The following is a 14,909-nucleotide window of genomic DNA, read 5'->3' as shown; positions in this document are numbered from 1 at the left end:
GCGCGGCGCACCGGCGCTGGCGCCGACGATCCCGCACCCGATCCGAATTCGCTGCCGGCGCCCGCGCCGCGCGATCCGCGCCCACCGCGCTCGCCAAAGCCCGAGTCCGTCGACGAACCGGTGGATGGCAAAGGGGTTGCCGCGAATCGCGACGTGGAAGGCAGGCTCGCCGCCTCCATCGGCACGTCCGCCAGCAGGACGAATGTGCGATTCGACCGCGCATCGCAGCCGGCGCGCACCGTGACGTTGACCACCGGCTCTTCAATTGCAACGGTTGTGCGCACATGCAATCGCGGTGCGGCCGCCGATGCACCCGGTTCAAGGGATAAAGTCACCCGCTTGTCGTCAATGCGTGTATCACCCTGCACTACCTCGCCCTCGATGCACAAGGAGTTTCCTTCGCCGTCACCCAGCGTCAGAGGAATCACCAGATCGAGCGGCTTGCCGATCCATGCCGCACCTTGCGGGCGGCCGATCGTCAAGGCGAACGATGGGAGTGCGAGCCCCAACAGAATCAGGGTTGCCGCGGTGCGTCGATGTTTCAAGATTGGATGGGTACTCTGCAATCTAAAGTAAACACATTTTGACACGGTGATACACCAAATTCTTTCAGCAGGAGACTTTTATCAAATGACCGTGAATTTTTCCAATGTCGCCATTGTCGGTGCAGGCGCCATGGGGCGGGGAATCGCCCAAATGGCCGCGCAGGCCGGCAGCGAGGTATGGCTTGTCGACAACATGCCCGGCGCCGCCGAACGCGCCTTGGGCACGCTCGCCGAGCAGTGGGGAAAACTGCACGACAAGGGCCGGCTCGAAGCGACTGAGCGCGATGCACTCGTTGCAAGGGTTCATGCCGCCACAACGACCCGGGAGCTGGCGCATTGCGATCTGGTGATTGAGGCGATCATCGAAGACCTTGAAGTGAAACGCCAGTTGTTTCGCGAACTGGAAGATATCGTCGCGCCTTCAACGGTGTTGGCGACCAACACCTCGTCGCTTTCTGTAACAGCAATTGGCAAGGCATTGCGACATCCCGAGCGCTTCGCCGGTTTTCATTTCTTCAACCCGGTTCCGCTGATGAAGGTTGTCGAAGTTGTCGCCGGGTTCAGGACGTCCACCGACGTCTGTGCGCGCCTGGCCGGGTACGCCGGGCAGATGGGGCACAAGGCAGTCCAGGCGCAGGACACGCCGGGCTTCATCGTGAATCACGCTGGCCGCGCCTATGGCACCGAGGCGTTGCGCATCGTCAGCGAAGGCGTGGCCGATTTCGCCACCATCGACCGCATCCTCCGCGATCAGGCTGGCTTCAAGCTGGGTCCGTTCGAATTGATGGACCTCACCGGGCTGGACGTGTCGCATCCGGTGATGGAGTCGATCTACCGGCAGTACTACGAGGAGCCTCGCTATCGCCCGAGCGCGATCGCGGCCCAGCGCGTGGCGGCCGACGTGCTCGGCCGCAAGACATCGGAGGGCTTCTACCGCTACGCCGACGGTGCGATGCAGGTGGCGGCCGAACCGCCAGCGCCGGTGGTCGATGCGCTTCCCTCGTTCTGGATCTCGCCACGCGCCTCGCGCCGTGCCGAGTTGATCAAGCTGGTGCACGAACTCGGCGGCCAGATCGAGTCGGGTGCGACGCCCTCCCCGGCTGCGCTGATCCTGGTGGCGCCGCTCGGTTTCGATGTGACGACGGCGGCTGCCGTGGAACGCCTCGACGCCACGCGCACCGTGGGTATCGACATGCTGATCGACGACGCTGCCACCAAGCGCCGCGTGCTGGCCACCAACCCGGCCACGCGCATCGACATGCGCAATGCGGCGCACGCGCTGTTTGGCCGTGACGGCAAGCCAGTGAGCGTGATTCGCGACAGTGGCGGCTTCGTCACGCAGCGCGTGATCGCGTCCATCGTGAACATTGCGGCCGACATGTGCCAGCAGCGCGTGTGCACGCCGGCCGACCTGGAAGTGGCCGTGACGCGCGGCCTCGGCTATCCGCAAGGGCCGCTGGCGATGGGCAACCTCTACGGCCCGACCAACATCCTCGAAGTACTGTTCAACCTGCAGACCGTCTATGGCGATCCGCGCTATCGCCCCAGCCCGTGGTTGCGTCGGCGCGGTGCGCTGGGATTGAGCATGTTGCACGAAGAAGAATAGGGAGACCCATGACCGCAGAACTCAAGAGCCGCACCGAAGGCCAGACCATGGTGCTGACGATCAGCAACCCGTCGATGCGCAATGCGCTCGGGCCGGAGATGTATGCCGCGGGCGTGGAAGCGCTGAACGGAGCCGACAACTGCGCAGACGTGCGCAACGTCGTGATCGTCGGCGAAGGCGCCTGGTTCTGCGCCGGCGGTTCGCTGCAGCGCCTGGCCGGCAACCGTGAACGCGATCCGTCGGTACAGGCCGAAAGCATCGACGGGCTGCACAACTGGATCGACTCGATCCGCGCATTCCCCAAGCCGATCATCGCCGCCGTCGAAGGAGCGGCTGCGGGTGCGGGCTTCTCGCTCGCGCTGGCCTGCGACTTCGTGGTCTCGGCGCGCGATGCGGTGTTTGCCGCGTCATACAGCAACGTCGCGCTCTCCCCCGATGGCGGCCTGAGTTGGCAACTCGCGCAGGCGCTGCCGCGCCAGATCGCCAGCGAATGGCTCATGAACGGCGAGCGCATCGCGGCCACTCGGCTGCACGAGTTGGGACTGGTCAACAAGCTAACGGAACCTGGCCAGGCCCTGCAAGGGGCAATGGCCTTGGCCGACACCCTCGGCGCACGCGCACCCAATGCGCTGGCCAGCATCAAGGAACTGCTCAACGAAGCCAGGGGCGCCACGCTGGTGAACCATCTGGCGCAGGAGCGCGATCATTTCGTGCGCAACCTTCACCATGCGAATGCCGGCATCGGCATTGCCGCCTTCCTCGCCAAGACAAAGCCGCGCTACGAATAGCACCGGGTCGCGGCAGCGACAATCCGACCCCTTTTCAGTCGCCGACAGGACAGACCAATGGACGACCCCATTCTTACCATCGAAGAACGAGAAGCGATCAACTCCGGTCGCTGGTTCTCATCTCTCTCACCCTCGCTTCGTCACGACATCCTCCGATGTGCTTTCGTCAAACGCTACAAGGACGGCGACCTGCTGGCTGCACGCGGCGATCCGCCCGAATGCTGGATCGCCTGCGCCAAGGGCGCGGTGCGAGTGAGCTCGACGGCGGTGTCGGGCAAGCAGGTCACGCTCACCTATGTGGAACCGGGCATCTGGTTCGGCGATGTGGCGATGTTCGACGGGGACAGGCGCACGCACGATGCCTATGCACGCGGCGACACGACCACGCTGAACGTGGCGCGTGCCGATTTCCAGAAGATCCTCGCAGCCCATGTGGAGCTCTACGAAGCGCTGATGCGGCTGCAGGCGCGCCGCATCCGCACGCTCTTCGGACTGGTGGAAGACCTCAACACCCTGCCCTTGCGCGCACGCCTGGCCAAGCAACTGATTCACCTGGTGCGCAGCTATGGCGTGCCCAACCTGGACGACGGCAGCCAGATGCGCATCGGCCTGCAACTCGCGCAGGAAGAGTTGGCGCAATTGCTCGGCGCCTCGCGCCAGCGCGTCAACCAGGAACTCAAGGCCATGGAGCGGGAGAACGCGATCCGCATCGAACCGGGCGGCCTCGTGGTACTCGATCGCAGCGCGCTCATGCGCATCTCGGACGCAGATATTTGATGACCACCCCTGAACGCGCCTGCGACACACCGACATGACCGACTTCCAGAATTTCATCGGCACGCGTGCCGTTTCGTCGCAGCATGCCTTCGACATCGAGGCCCTGACCGGCTGGCTCGAAGCCAACCTCGACGGCTTCAAGGGCCCTCTGACGGTCGAGATGTTCAAGGGCGGCCAGTCGAATCCGACCTACAAACTCATCACGCCCGGCCAGGCCTATGTGATGCGCGCCAAGCCCGGCCCGGTGGCCAAGCTGCTGCCCTCCGCGCATGCGATCGAGCGCGAGTACAAAGTCATGAGCGGGCTTGCCGGCACCGATGTGCCGGTGCCGCGGATGTACTGCCTTTGCACGGATGAAAGCGTCATCGGCCGCGCCTTCTACGTCATGGAATTCATGGCCGGCCGCGTACTGTGGGACCAGTCGCTGACCGGCATGCGCAACGAAGAGCGCGGCAAGATCTACGACGAGATGAACCGCGTCATCTCCGCATTGCATACGGTCAAGTTCGCCGATCGCGGCCTGGCCGACTACGGCAAGCCGGGCAACTATTTCGACCGGCAGATCGGTCGCTGGAGCAAGCAGTACCTCGCCTCCATCACACAGCCGATCCCCGAGATGGACAAGCTCATGGAATGGCTGCCCGCCAACATGCCGGCCAGCGCGCGCGACGAGAAGATGACCAGCATCGTGCATGGCGACTTCCGGCTCGACAACCTGATGTTCCACGCCACCGAACCGCGCCCGATCGCGGTGCTGGACTGGGAGCTTTCCACGCTTGGGCATCCGCTGGCGGACTTCAGCTACCACTGCATGTCGTGGCACATCCCGCAAGGCATGTCGCGCGGGATCGGCGGGCTCGACCACAAGAGCCTCGGCATTCCGACCGAGAGCGAATACATCCGCAAGTATTGCGAGCGCACCGGCCTCACCACGCCCGAGGCGCTGGCGCCCGACTGGAACTTCTACCAGGCCTACAACCTGTTCCGCATGGCCGCGATCCTGCAAGGCATTGCCAAGCGGGTCGAGGCCGGCACCGCGTCAAGCGAGCAAGCCGTGGCATCCGGCCGCGGCGCACGCCCGATGGCCGAGATGGCCTTGGCCTTCGCCCAACGCGCCTGACGACCCTTTTCACCCCTGGAGACAGCAAAGATGGACTTCGAGTATTCGGCCAAGACACAAGAACTGCAAAAGCGCGTGCGCGCTTTCATGGACGAGCATATCTACCCGGCCGAGGCCGACTACACCGCCGAACTGGCCGCCAACACGGCAGCCGGGAAGCGCTGGAGCGCCTTGAAGACTGTCGAGAAGGTCAAGGAAAAGGCCAAGGCGCAGGGCCTCTGGAACCTGTTCCTGCCCGTCGACAGCGCGCATGTCGCCGGCTATGCGGGTGCGGGCCTCACGAACCAGGAATACGCGCCGCTCGCCGAGATCATGGGCGCGGTGCCCTGGGCCAGCGAGGCCTTCAACTGCTCCGCGCCGGACACCGGCAACATGGAAACGATCGCGCGCTACGGCTCCGAGGCGATCAAGGCGCGCTGGCTCAAGCCGCTGCTGGACGGCGAGATCCGCTCGGCCTTCGCGATGACCGAGCCTGCGGTTGCGTCGAGTGACGCCACCAACATCGCGACCCGCATCGAGCGCCAGGGCGACGAATACGTCATCAACGGCCACAAGTGGTGGATCTCCGGCGCGGCCGATCCGCGCTGCGCCGTGTACATCACCATGGGCAAGACGGACCCGGACGCGCCGAAGCATTCGCAGCAGAGCATGGTCATCGTGCCGGCCGACGCCAAGGGCATCCGCATCGTGCGCCCGCTCAACGTGATGGGCTACGACGACGCACCGCACGGCCACGTCGAGATGCACTTCGAGAACGTGCGCGTGCCTGTCGACAACATCCTGCTCGGCGAAGGCCGTGGCTTCGAGATCGCCCAGGGCCGCCTTGGCCCGGGACGCATCCACCACTGCATGCGCCTGATCGGCGTGGCCGAGCGCGCACTCGAACTGATGTGCAAGCGCGCCTCGTCGCGCGTCGCCTTCGGCAAGACGGTCGCCTCGCAAACCGTTACGCAGGAACGTATCGCCGAAGCCCGCTGCAAGATCGACATGGCCCGCCTGCTGACGCTCAAGGCTGCCTGGCTGATGGACGTGGCCGGCAACAAGGTCGCCAAGAACGAGATCGCGATGATCAAGGTCGTGGCGCCGAACATGGCTTGCCAGGTTATCGACTGGGCCATGCAGGTGCACGGCGGCGGTGGCATGAGCGACGATTTCCCGCTCGCCATGGCCTACGCCCACGCACGCACGCTGCGCTTTGCCGACGGTCCGGACGAAGTGCACCGCAATGCGATCGCCAAATGGGAACTGGGCAAGTACTCGGCCGACAAGCGCGAAGCGGAGATGCCCATCACGCGCTTCTGATCTATCTTCCTCCCTCTCCCTCCGGGAGAAGGCTGGGGGTGAGGGCCGCGGTGATCGATTCGCCGCGGCCTTTTTTTGTCAGAGCTTCTTCTGCATGAACACCGCAGTGCCGAAGGCCGGATCGAGCGAATAAGGCCCGAAACCTTCACGCTCATAGGCGCGGATCGCGCTGGCATTCCCCGACAACACTTCGAGCGTGAGCTTGCAGGCGCCGCGCACCCTCGCCTCCTGCTCCACACGCTCCAGCATGCGTTGTGCGACGCGCTGGCCACGATAGCGCGGCAGCACCACCACGTCATGGACATTGACGAGCGGCTTGCAGGCGAAGGTCGAAAAGCCCTCGATGCAATTCACCAGGCCGATCGCCAGGTCGCCATCGATCGCGAGCACGGTGAAAGCCTGCGGCCTTTTCGCCAACTCGCCCGGCAAACGCGTCAGCAGCTTGAGCGGAATGGCGGCGCCACCGCCCGCCGGATCGCGCGCATAGGTGTCGAGCAATGAAATGACGGCGGCGCCGTCCGCCGAATCGCCGTAGTCGGCCAGCCTGATCTCGATCACAGGGGCTTCCCGTTCAACCGGCCTCGACCGTGGCCACGAGCCGGCGCGCGCAGCTTTCCGCCTGGGCCGGATCGCGCGCCTCGACCATCACGCGCAGCAGCGGCTCGGTGCCGCTCGGGCGGATGAGCACGCGGCCACCGTCGCCGAGTTCAGCCTCGATGCGCCGGGTCTCGTCCGCCAGTGACGCGTTGCTGCGCCAGTCCTGCCCATCACGCAGGCGCACGTTCAGAAGCGTCTGGGGAAACAGGGTCACATCGACCAGCAACTGCGCGAGACTCTTGCCGGACCGCACGCACGCCTGGAGCACTTGCAGGGCGCTCACGATGCCGTCGCCGGTGGTGTGGCGGTCGAGCGCCAGCAGGTGACCCGAACCTTCGCCGCCCAGCACCCAGTTGCGCTTGGTCAGTTCTTCCAGCACGTAGCGGTCACCCACCTTGGCCCGCACGAAGTCGATGCCCTTGCCACGCAGCGCGACTTCCACCGCCTTGTTGGTCATCAGCGTGCCGACCACGCCTTGCAGTTGTTCGCCGCGTGCAAGGCGTTCGTTGGCCATGAGGTAGAGCAACTCGTCGCCATTGAAAAGGCGACCGCTGGCGTCGACCAGTTGCAGCCGGTCGGCGTCGCCGTCGAGGGCGATGCCGTAGTCGGCCTGCTGCGTCCTGACCATGTCGATCAGCGCCTGCGGATGCGTCGCGCCCACGCCCTTGTTGATGTTGAGCCCATCCGGCGCGCAGCCGATGACCGTGACGTCGGCGCCGAGTTCATGGAACACCTGCGGCGCCACCTGGTACGCCGCACCGTGGGCCGCATCGACCACCAGCTTGAGGCCACGCAGCGTCAGGTCGTTGGCGAAGGTGCTCTTGCAGAACTCGGTGTAGCGGCCGGTCGCGTCGTTGAGGCGGCGCGCCTTGCCGAGGTTGGCCGAATCGGCCCACACCGGCGGCGCCTCGATCGCAGCCTCCACGGCCAGTTCCCAGTCGTCATCGAGCTTGGTGCCCTGCGCGCTGAAGAACTTGATGCCATTGTCCGGAAAGGCGTTGTGGCTGGCGCTGATGACGACGCCCAGGCTGGCACGCTGGGCCCGCGTGAGATAGGCCACGCCCGGCGTGGGCAGCGGGCCGAGCAGCACGACGTCGACGCCCGCAGAATTGAAGCCGGATTCCAGCGCCGACTCCAGCATGTAGCCGGAAATGCGCGTGTCCTTGCCGATCAGCACGGTTGGCCGCGCCTCCTTCTGCTTCAGCACGCGGCCGACGGCGTGCGCGAGACGCAGGACGAAATCGGGCGTGATGGGCGGTACGCCGACCATGCCTCGAATGCCGTCGGTGCCGAAATACTGGCGTGTCATGTTGGGTTCTTCCTCGGTTGTTCTTGATTCATCGCACGCCACACGGCGAGCGCTTCCACCGTTTCGCGCACCTCGTGCACACGCACGATGCGCGCGCCGCGCTCCACCGCCAGCACCGCCGCCACCACACTGGGGAGCAGCCGGGCCGACGCGTCTGCAATGCCCGTCACCGCGCCGAGCGAGGACTTGCGCGACCAGCCCGCCAACAGCGGATAACCCGTCGCGAGCAATTCGTGCTGGCGCGCGAGCAGCGCGAAATTCTGGGGCACCGTCTTGCCGAAGCCAATGCCCGGATCGAGCACGATGCGCGAGGCATCGATATGCAGTGCCCGCAATTCATCCGCCGCGTCGACCAGGAAGGCTCGAACCTGCGGCACCACATCGCCCTCCATCGGCGACAGCTGCATGGTTTGCGGGTCGCGATGCATGTGCATCAGGCACACGCCGCAAGCCGGATGGGCGGCAACCACCTCGCGCGCGCCGGGTTGGCGGAATGCCCGGATGTCGTTGACGATGTCCGCGCCGATGTCCAGCATCGCGCGCATCACCTCGGGCTTGTAAGTGTCGACGGAGATCGCCACGCCGAGCGCCACGGCCTCCCGCACGACGGGCGACACGCGCGCCAACTCCAGTTCGAGCGGCACCGCCGGGCTGCCTGGCCGGGTCGATTCGCCACCGATGTCGAGGATGTCTGCGCCCTGCGCGATCAAGGCTTCGCAATGCCGCAACGCGGCCGAAGTATCCGCGTAGCTGCCACCATCCGAGAACGAATCAGGCGTGACGTTGACGATTCCCATCACGCGCGGCTGCGTGAGGTCGATACGAAACCGGGAGGTCTGCCAGAAGCTCATGGCCGACCGCTGCCTCCAAGAAAAAACGGGGCCGATGGCCCCGTTGCTTGCCGACGCAAAACGCTCACGCTGCAGTCGGCGCCGGGTCCGGCTTGACGGTGGTACCACCGGTGCCGCCACCGCTGCTGCCCGAGGGCGGAATGCGCGGCGTCCAGTCCTTCGGCGGACGCGGCTCCTTGCCGGCCATGATGTCGTCGAGTTGCTCGGTATCGATGGTTTCCCACTCGAGCAAGGCCTTGGCCATGGCGTGCATCTTGTCGCTGTTTTCCTCGATCAGGCGGCGCGCCAGGGCGTACTGCTCGTCGATGATGCGGCGCACTTCGGCGTCGACCTTCTGCATGGTCGACTCGCTCATGTTCGTCGTCTTGGTGACCGAGCGGCCAAGGAACACTTCGCCTTCGTTCTCCGCGTAGACCATCGGGCCCAGCGATTCGGTCATGCCGTAGCGCATCACCATGTCGCGGGCGATCTGCGTGGCGCGTTCGAAGTCGTTGCTGGCGCCCGTGGTCATCTGGTGCATGAACACTTCTTCTGCGATGCGGCCGCCGAACAGCATGCTGATCTGGTTCAGCATGTAGTCACGGTCGTAGCTGTAGCGGTCTTGCGCCGGCAGGCTCATGGTCACGCCCAAGGCGCGGCCGCGCGGGATGATGGTGACCTTGTGCACCGGGTCGCACTTGGGCAGCAGCTTGCCGATCAACGCATGGCCGGACTCGTGGTAGGCCGTGTTCCGGCGCTCTTCCTCGGGCATGACCATGCTCTTGCGCTCGGGGCCCATGAAGATCTTGTCCTTGGCCTTCTCGAAGTCCTGCATCTCGACGACGCGGGCGCTGCGGCGGGCAGCCATCAGGGCGGCCTCGTTGCAGAGATTGGCCAGGTCGGCGCCGGACATGCCAGGCGTGCCGCGGGCAATGATGCTCGGGTTCACGTCCTGGCCGAGCGGCACCTTGCGCATGTGCACGCCGAGGATCTGCTCGCGGCCACGAATGTCCGGCAGCGTGACGTAGACCTGGCGGTCGAAGCGGCCGGGGCGCAGCAAGGCGGCGTCCAGGATGTCCGGGCGATTGGTGGCAGCCACGACGATCACACCGAGGTTGGTTTCGAAGCCGTCCATCTCGACCAGCATCTGGTTCAGGGTCTGCTCGCGCTCGTCGTTGCCGCCGCCGAGGCCCGCGCCGCGTTGACGGCCGACCGCGTCGATTTCATCGATGAAGATGATGCAGGGTGCGTTTTTCTTGGCGTTCTCGAACATGTCGCGCACACGGGCCGCACCCACGCCGACGAACATTTCGACGAAGTCGGAACCGGAGATCGAGAAGAAAGGCACCTTGGCCTCGCCCGCGATCGACTTGGCCAGCAGGGTCTTGCCGGTGCCGGGAGGGCCGACCAGCAAGAGGCCGCGCGGAATCCGGCCACCGAGCTTCTGGAACTTCTGCGGGTCTTTCAGGAAGTCGACGACCTCCTTCACTTCTTCCTTGGCCTCGTCGCAACCAGCAACGTCGGCGAAGGTGACGGTGTTGCTGTTCTCGTCGAGCATGCGGGCCTTGCTCTTGCCGAAGCTGAAGGCCCCGCCCTTGCCACCGCCCTGCATCTGTCGCATGAAGTAGACCCAGACGCCGATCAGCAAGAGCATTGGCCCCCAGCTCACGAGCAGCGTCATGAGCAGCGAACCTTCTTCGCGGGGACGCACGTCGAACTTGACGTTGTTGTCGATCAGGTCGCCGACCAGGCCGCGGTCCAGGCCGGTGGAATTGGTGCGTATCTTTCGGTCATCGGTGCTGACCGCGACGATCTCGCCGCCCATCAGGCTCTCTGGGATGGACGCCGTCTTGATCTGCTTGCTGCGCACCATGTCCAGGAATTCGGAGTAGCTCACCGCGCCAGCACCGGCGCCGCCGCGGGTGTCGAACTGCTTGAACACGGTGAACAACACCATGGCAATGACGAGCCAAACGGCAATTTTCGAAAACCACTGATTATTCAAACCGAAGCTCCAGTCAGGCGGTGCGTGTGACAAGACGGGAAATCCGCGCACCAAGCAGGCAATTGGCGGCCATTTTAGGCTTTTCAAGCTGCGAAATAGCCTCTATTCACCCCAGCAGCCACAGGCTAAGCACGGTTATGTCCCGAAATGGGCCGTTATTCGTCGGACGTATCAATGCGTATCTGTAGTCCGGAGCCCGATGCCCACGAGGAAGGTTTCCGCCGACTTGTCGCGCGAGGCCTTCGGTTTCACCTTCTTGACCACCTTGAACGTGTCCTTGAACAGCTTGTTCAGCGGGTCGTAGCTGCTGCCGTGGAACAGTTTGGTCACCAGGGCGCCTTCGGGCCTCAGGTGCTGATTCGCGAAGTCGACCGCAAGTTCCACCAGATGCGCGATGCGCGCTGCATCGGCCGACGCAATGCCCGAGAGATTGGGTGCCATGTCGGAGACCACGACGTCGGCCTTGCGGCCTTGCATTGCCTCTTCCAGGCGCGCCAGCACCTCCGGCTCGCGAAAGTCGCCGAGCAGGAAGTTCACGCCCTCGATCGGCTCCATGGGCAGCATGTCGAGCGCGATGATGGTGCCGTCCAGCTGGCCCGATGCCGCCCCGCCCGGAGCCATGCGGCGCCGGGCGTACTGGCTCCAGGCGCCTGGTGTCGAACCGAGGTCGATGACGAGCTGGCCCGGCTTGATCAGCCCGAGCGTCTCGTCGATTTCCTTGAGCTTGTACGCGGCGCGGGCGCGGTAGCCCTCGCGGGTCGCCAGCTTGACCCAGGGGTCGTTGATGTGGTCGTGCAGCCAGGCCTTGTTGACCTTCTTGCCGGTGGACTTGGTGCTCATGGGAAACGGATCTGGTGGGCTGCGCAGCGTCGAAAAGCAGGGAATGCAAGGGATCGTTTCACAGTGGTTCGATAATACGGCCATGCCCGCCATTCAATTGACCCCCGCCCAACGCAAGGAGCACCGCTCCGAAGCGCACCACCTGAACCCCATCGTGATGATTGGCAGCGACGGGCTCACCCCCGCCGTCACCAAGGAAGCCGATGCCGCGCTGAAGGCTCATGGCCTGATCAAGATCCGCGTGTTCTCGGACGACCGGCTCGCGCGCGACGCCATGCTGCATACGCTGGCGGACACGCTCGGCGCCGCGCCGATCCAGCACATCGGCAAGTTGCTGGTGCTCTGGCGCCCCAAGGTGGAGAAGGTCAAGGAGATCGACGAGGACCGGATGCCCGGCCCGCGTGACATCAAGGTCGTCAAGTACAGCAAGCGTGCCGGCCAGCGCCCCGAGATCAAGACGCTGCGGGTGCTCGGCAACCAGCGCCTGACGGCCGGCGGCAACATCAAGCGCGCCAAGCCGCGCAAGCCGCTCTCGGTCAAGAAGCAGCGCCAGGCGGACTGAGCGATGGCGGCGGAGCCAACGGCGCAGCCGATGCGCCACGTCGTCTGCATGAAGTGGGGCACGAAATACGAGGCCACCTACGTCAACAAGCTCTACGCGATGGCACGCCGCCATCTGACGGGTGACTTCCGTTTCATCTGCCTGACGGACGACAACGTCGGCATCCGCAGCGAGGTCGAGTGCTTTCCGATTCCGCGCCTCGACATCCGCCCCGAGGCCGCCGGCGTGCGCGACCGCGCCTGGCGCAAGCTCACCACGCTGAGCCGCGACCTGCCCGATGTCTATGGATTGCATGGCCAGGCCTTGTTCCTCGACCTGGACATCGTGGTGGTCGGCAGCCTGGACGAATTCTTCACCCAGCCCGGCGAGTTCGTGATCATCAAGGACTACCGGCGTCCGTGGCGCGTGACCGGCAATTCATCGGTGTACCGCTACACGATCGGCGCCCATGCCGACGTGCTGGACTACTTCCGCGCGAACGAAACCGCCATGCGCGAGAAGTTTCGCAACGAGCAGACCTACCTGTCGGACTATGTGCACGCGCAGGGCAAGCTGTCGTACTGGCCCAGCGACTGGTGCCCGAGCTTCAAGTACGGCGGGATTCCGATCTGGCCAAGTAACTACTGGCGGCGGCCCTTCGTGCCGGAAGGCGCACGCGTGATGATCTTCCACGGCGAATGCAATCCGCCTGATGCACTGGCCGGCCGCCGTAACCGCCGGTTCCGCTTCATTCGCCCCGCCACCTGGGTGGCCGAGCACTGGCACGAATAGGCGATCAGTTCAGCGGTGGGTCCGACTGCCGCAGCACGCGCCAGAGCACCACCGCCGCGCAGACCCATTGCAGCAGGTACATGCCGCTGCCGACGGCATGCCACAGCGGCAGGTTGTCGCGGGCCACGATGCGCGGCGCGACGCCGAACTCGCCCAGCAAGGCCAGCAGAAGCCCCGACAACACGAACGGCAATGCCGCGTGGACCCGCGCTGCCACATCAGGCATGCGGGCGGACCGGCTCATCATCAATAGCAACATGGCGCAGCCCAGCGACACCCAGGTCTGCGCCGTGAACAACCGGGCTGCCATGCCGCCCGCCATGGCGGGGGTCGGCAGGTTCTTGAACAAGAGCGGCACGACCAGGAAACCGATCGTGCCCAGGCTGCCCCACCAGAGCGCCGCGACAAATCCGGGCAGGCGCGCAACGAGGCCGCGCATCCTCGTCAGACGTAGTGAACCGCGACGATTTCGTACCGCTTGAGGCCGCCGGGCGCCTGCACTTCGGCGGTGTCGCCCTCTTCCTTGCCGATCAGCGCGCGGGCGATGGGGCTGGAGATGTTGATGAGGCCCAGCTTCAGGTCGGCCTCGTCCTCGCCGACGATCTGGTACTTGACCGCTTCGCCGGTTTCTTCTTCCTCCAACTCGACCGTGGAGCCGAACACGACGCGTCCACCCGCATCGAGCGCCGCCGGGTCGATGATCTGGGCTGCCGAAAGCTTTCCTTCGACTTCCTGGATGCGGCCTTCGATGAAGCCCTGGCGGTCCTTGGCGACTTCGTATTCGGCGTTTTCGCTCAGGTCGCCCTGGGCACGGGCCTCGGAGATGGCATTGATGACCCACGGGCGGTCGACCGTTTTCAGACGGTGGAGTTCTGCGCGAAGCTTCTCTGCGCCGCGCTTGGTGATCGGAATAGTGGCCATGGTTTGTAGTCTCAAAAAGCGAAACCGCCGAACGTCGCCGTTCGGCGGTGTCAGAGGGTGCGGATCAGACGAGGGTTCGTCCAGTCAGCCGGCTCAGGATCGCCAGCGGACTTGCCTGCGGATTGTATTGGCTTGCAGCGGGCAAATGAAGGGTCTGCTCCGCCATGAACTGGCCCGACATCACGGCATGCGAAGTCTGGTCAGAGAAGCAAACCCACACCGATCCCGGGGGGAACGGCACGGTCTCCTGCGGCGACGATTTCTGGTAGTCCATGTCGGACTTCATTGCGTCGTGGAGTTGCAGCATCAGGTGGTCGTATTCGCTGCGGAAAGACTTGGTGACGTGCAATATCTTGAGCACGCTGGCTTGCAGGTGCGAATAGGGCTTGGCGCGTGGCAAGAAGCGCTGGGCAACGGCCTCGAAGGGCTCGCCGACGCGCCAGACGCGCGGTGCACCCTGGGGATTGAGGTTGGTGAACACGCGCAGGATGCGCTCGCCGTAATTGGGGCGCGACGGAAAGGAATCGACATGCAGGCGGCGATCGTCGGCACGCCACGATTGCACGCGCGATTCGACCTGGGCCGGCCTGTAACTGGTCGGCGCCATGCGCAAGGATGGGCTGTAGTGCGGCAGCAATCCGTCGATGAGCTGGCGCGCCTGCGAACGGAACCGCCCGATCATGGCTTCGGCGGCACGCTGGACGGATTCGTCGCCCTCCACGCCCTTCAGCTTGCCGCCGCCATCGAGGCTGATGTTGCGCACACCCTTCGCCAGCAGCGCCGGGTCGAGCAACCTGGCTTCGGATGGCAAGAGTTCGAAACCCAGGCGCGGAAAGTAGAGGACCTTGCCGGCTTCGAGCGCGGTGATCCACGCATCGTTGGGCCGCGCACCCGCCCAATCGGCCAGATCGACTTCTACAACTTGAGATTCCATGG

At 64.9% G+C, this 14,909-nt stretch carries 15 protein-coding genes and 1 pseudogene; 7 read left to right on the top strand and 9 right to left on the bottom strand.

The features are described 5' to 3' along the window. Positions 1-545, bottom strand: a pseudogene (locus tag HB681_RS08255) (hypothetical protein); the annotation flags it as partial. Between the two features lie 85 nt (positions 546-630). Here HB681_RS08255 and HB681_RS08250 point away from each other — a divergent pair. From HB681_RS08250 to HB681_RS08230, 5 genes are read left to right on the top strand one after another with little or no spacing between them, the layout of a single operon-like run. After that, a complete protein-coding gene (locus HB681_RS08250) occupies positions 631-2,151 on the top strand; it encodes a 3-hydroxyacyl-CoA dehydrogenase (protein WP_213954307.1) in 1,521 nt (506 codons plus the stop codon). Between the two features lie 8 nt (positions 2,152-2,159). Next, positions 2,160-2,939 carry an enoyl-CoA hydratase gene (locus HB681_RS08245; RefSeq protein ID WP_213954306.1) on the top strand — a complete coding sequence of 260 codons (780 nt, stop codon included), beginning with the start codon at positions 2,160-2,162 and terminating at the stop codon, positions 2,937-2,939. Positions 2,940-2,996: 57 nt separating this feature from the next. After that, positions 2,997-3,716: a Crp/Fnr family transcriptional regulator gene (locus HB681_RS08240; RefSeq protein ID WP_213954305.1), complete on the top strand. Its 720-nt coding sequence runs from the start codon at positions 2,997-2,999 to the stop codon at positions 3,714-3,716. A 34-nt stretch (positions 3,717-3,750) separates the two neighbouring features. Beyond that, positions 3,751-4,836: a phosphotransferase gene (locus HB681_RS08235; protein ID WP_213954304.1), complete on the top strand. Its 1,086-nt coding sequence runs from the start codon at positions 3,751-3,753 to the stop codon at positions 4,834-4,836. A gap of 30 nt (positions 4,837-4,866) precedes the next feature. Then, a complete protein-coding gene (locus tag HB681_RS08230; RefSeq protein WP_213954303.1) occupies positions 4,867-6,138 on the top strand; it encodes an acyl-CoA dehydrogenase family protein in 1,272 nt (423 codons plus the stop codon). 78 nt (positions 6,139-6,216) lie between these two features. Here HB681_RS08230 and HB681_RS08225 read toward each other — a convergent pair whose 3' ends face one another. The 5 genes from HB681_RS08225 to HB681_RS08205 form a co-directional block, all read right to left on the bottom strand. Next, positions 6,217-6,696: a GNAT family N-acetyltransferase gene (locus tag HB681_RS08225; RefSeq protein WP_213954302.1), complete on the bottom strand. Its 480-nt coding sequence runs from the start codon at positions 6,694-6,696 to the stop codon at positions 6,217-6,219. A 13-nt stretch (positions 6,697-6,709) separates the two neighbouring features. After that, the gene (gene glmM / locus HB681_RS08220) at positions 6,710-8,044 is read right to left on the bottom strand and encodes a phosphoglucosamine mutase (protein ID WP_213954301.1); all 1,335 of its coding nucleotides are present in this window, start codon (positions 8,042-8,044) and stop codon (positions 6,710-6,712) included. Beyond that, on the bottom strand, positions 8,041-8,895 hold the full coding sequence (gene folP, locus HB681_RS08215) for a dihydropteroate synthase (RefSeq protein ID WP_213954325.1): 855 nt from the start codon (positions 8,893-8,895) through the stop codon (positions 8,041-8,043). Before folP ends, glmM begins: the two co-directional genes overlap by 4 nt. 64 nt (positions 8,896-8,959) lie before the next feature. After that, positions 8,960-10,879 (bottom strand): ATP-dependent zinc metalloprotease FtsH, encoded by a 1,920-nt coding sequence (gene ftsH / locus HB681_RS08210; protein ID WP_213954300.1) that lies wholly within the window; start codon positions 10,877-10,879, stop codon positions 8,960-8,962. 171 nt (positions 10,880-11,050) lie between these two features. Continuing rightward, a complete protein-coding gene (locus HB681_RS08205; protein WP_213954299.1) occupies positions 11,051-11,719 on the bottom strand; it encodes an RlmE family RNA methyltransferase in 669 nt (222 codons plus the stop codon). A gap of 82 nt (positions 11,720-11,801) precedes the next feature. Between HB681_RS08205 and HB681_RS08200 the strand changes: the two genes are divergently transcribed. After that, positions 11,802-12,281 carry a YhbY family RNA-binding protein gene (locus tag HB681_RS08200; RefSeq protein ID WP_213954298.1) on the top strand — a complete coding sequence of 160 codons (480 nt, stop codon included), beginning with the start codon at positions 11,802-11,804 and terminating at the stop codon, positions 12,279-12,281. Positions 12,282-12,284: 3 nt separating this feature from the next. Further along, entirely contained in the window at positions 12,285-13,052 is a 768-nt protein-coding gene (locus HB681_RS08195) for a glycosyltransferase (RefSeq protein WP_213954297.1), read from the top strand. 4 nt (positions 13,053-13,056) lie between these two features. Here the strand turns inward: HB681_RS08195 and HB681_RS08190 are convergent, their stop codons facing one another. The 3 genes from HB681_RS08190 to HB681_RS08180 form a co-directional block, all read right to left on the bottom strand. After that, positions 13,057-13,491 (bottom strand): DUF4149 domain-containing protein, encoded by a 435-nt coding sequence (locus HB681_RS08190; RefSeq protein ID WP_213954296.1) that lies wholly within the window; start codon positions 13,489-13,491, stop codon positions 13,057-13,059. A 5-nt stretch (positions 13,492-13,496) separates the two neighbouring features. Continuing rightward, a complete protein-coding gene (gene greA / locus HB681_RS08185; protein ID WP_213954295.1) occupies positions 13,497-13,973 on the bottom strand; it encodes a transcription elongation factor GreA in 477 nt (158 codons plus the stop codon). Between the two features lie 64 nt (positions 13,974-14,037). Next, positions 14,038-14,907, bottom strand: coding sequence for a Kdo hydroxylase family protein (locus tag HB681_RS08180; RefSeq protein WP_213954294.1), 870 nt, complete (start codon positions 14,905-14,907; stop codon positions 14,038-14,040). Positions 14,908-14,909: the final 2 nt, after the last annotated feature.

Origin of the sequence: Variovorax sp. dw_954, from assembly GCF_018449755.1 — a bacterium.
Classification (GTDB): Bacteria; Pseudomonadota; Gammaproteobacteria; order Burkholderiales; family Burkholderiaceae_C; genus Variovorax.
The sequence above is the reverse complement of the archived record's forward strand: the minus strand, read 5'-3'. Positions and strand labels throughout refer to the sequence as shown.

Coding starts and splice junctions, on each gene's coding strand:
- folP (WP_213954325.1), bottom strand. CDS start 8,895: ATGAGCTTCTGGCAGACCTCCCGGTTTCGTATCGACCTCACGCAGCCG.
- HB681_RS08240 (WP_213954305.1), top strand. CDS start 2,997: ATGGACGACCCCATTCTTACCATCGAAGAACGAGAAGCGATCAACTCC.
- greA (WP_213954295.1), bottom strand. CDS start 13,973: ATGGCCACTATTCCGATCACCAAGCGCGGCGCAGAGAAGCTTCGCGCA.
- HB681_RS08180 (WP_213954294.1), bottom strand. CDS start 14,907: ATGGAATCTCAAGTTGTAGAAGTCGATCTGGCCGATTGGGCGGGTGCG.
- HB681_RS08250 (WP_213954307.1), top strand. CDS start 631: ATGACCGTGAATTTTTCCAATGTCGCCATTGTCGGTGCAGGCGCCATG.
- HB681_RS08230 (WP_213954303.1), top strand. CDS start 4,867: ATGGACTTCGAGTATTCGGCCAAGACACAAGAACTGCAAAAGCGCGTG.
- HB681_RS08235 (WP_213954304.1), top strand. CDS start 3,751: ATGACCGACTTCCAGAATTTCATCGGCACGCGTGCCGTTTCGTCGCAG.
- HB681_RS08190 (WP_213954296.1), bottom strand. CDS start 13,491: ATGCGCGGCCTCGTTGCGCGCCTGCCCGGATTTGTCGCGGCGCTCTGG.
- glmM (WP_213954301.1), bottom strand. CDS start 8,044: ATGACACGCCAGTATTTCGGCACCGACGGCATTCGAGGCATGGTCGGC.
- HB681_RS08245 (WP_213954306.1), top strand. CDS start 2,160: ATGACCGCAGAACTCAAGAGCCGCACCGAAGGCCAGACCATGGTGCTG.
- HB681_RS08200 (WP_213954298.1), top strand. CDS start 11,802: ATGCCCGCCATTCAATTGACCCCCGCCCAACGCAAGGAGCACCGCTCC.
- HB681_RS08195 (WP_213954297.1), top strand. CDS start 12,285: ATGGCGGCGGAGCCAACGGCGCAGCCGATGCGCCACGTCGTCTGCATG.
- HB681_RS08205 (WP_213954299.1), bottom strand. CDS start 11,719: ATGAGCACCAAGTCCACCGGCAAGAAGGTCAACAAGGCCTGGCTGCAC.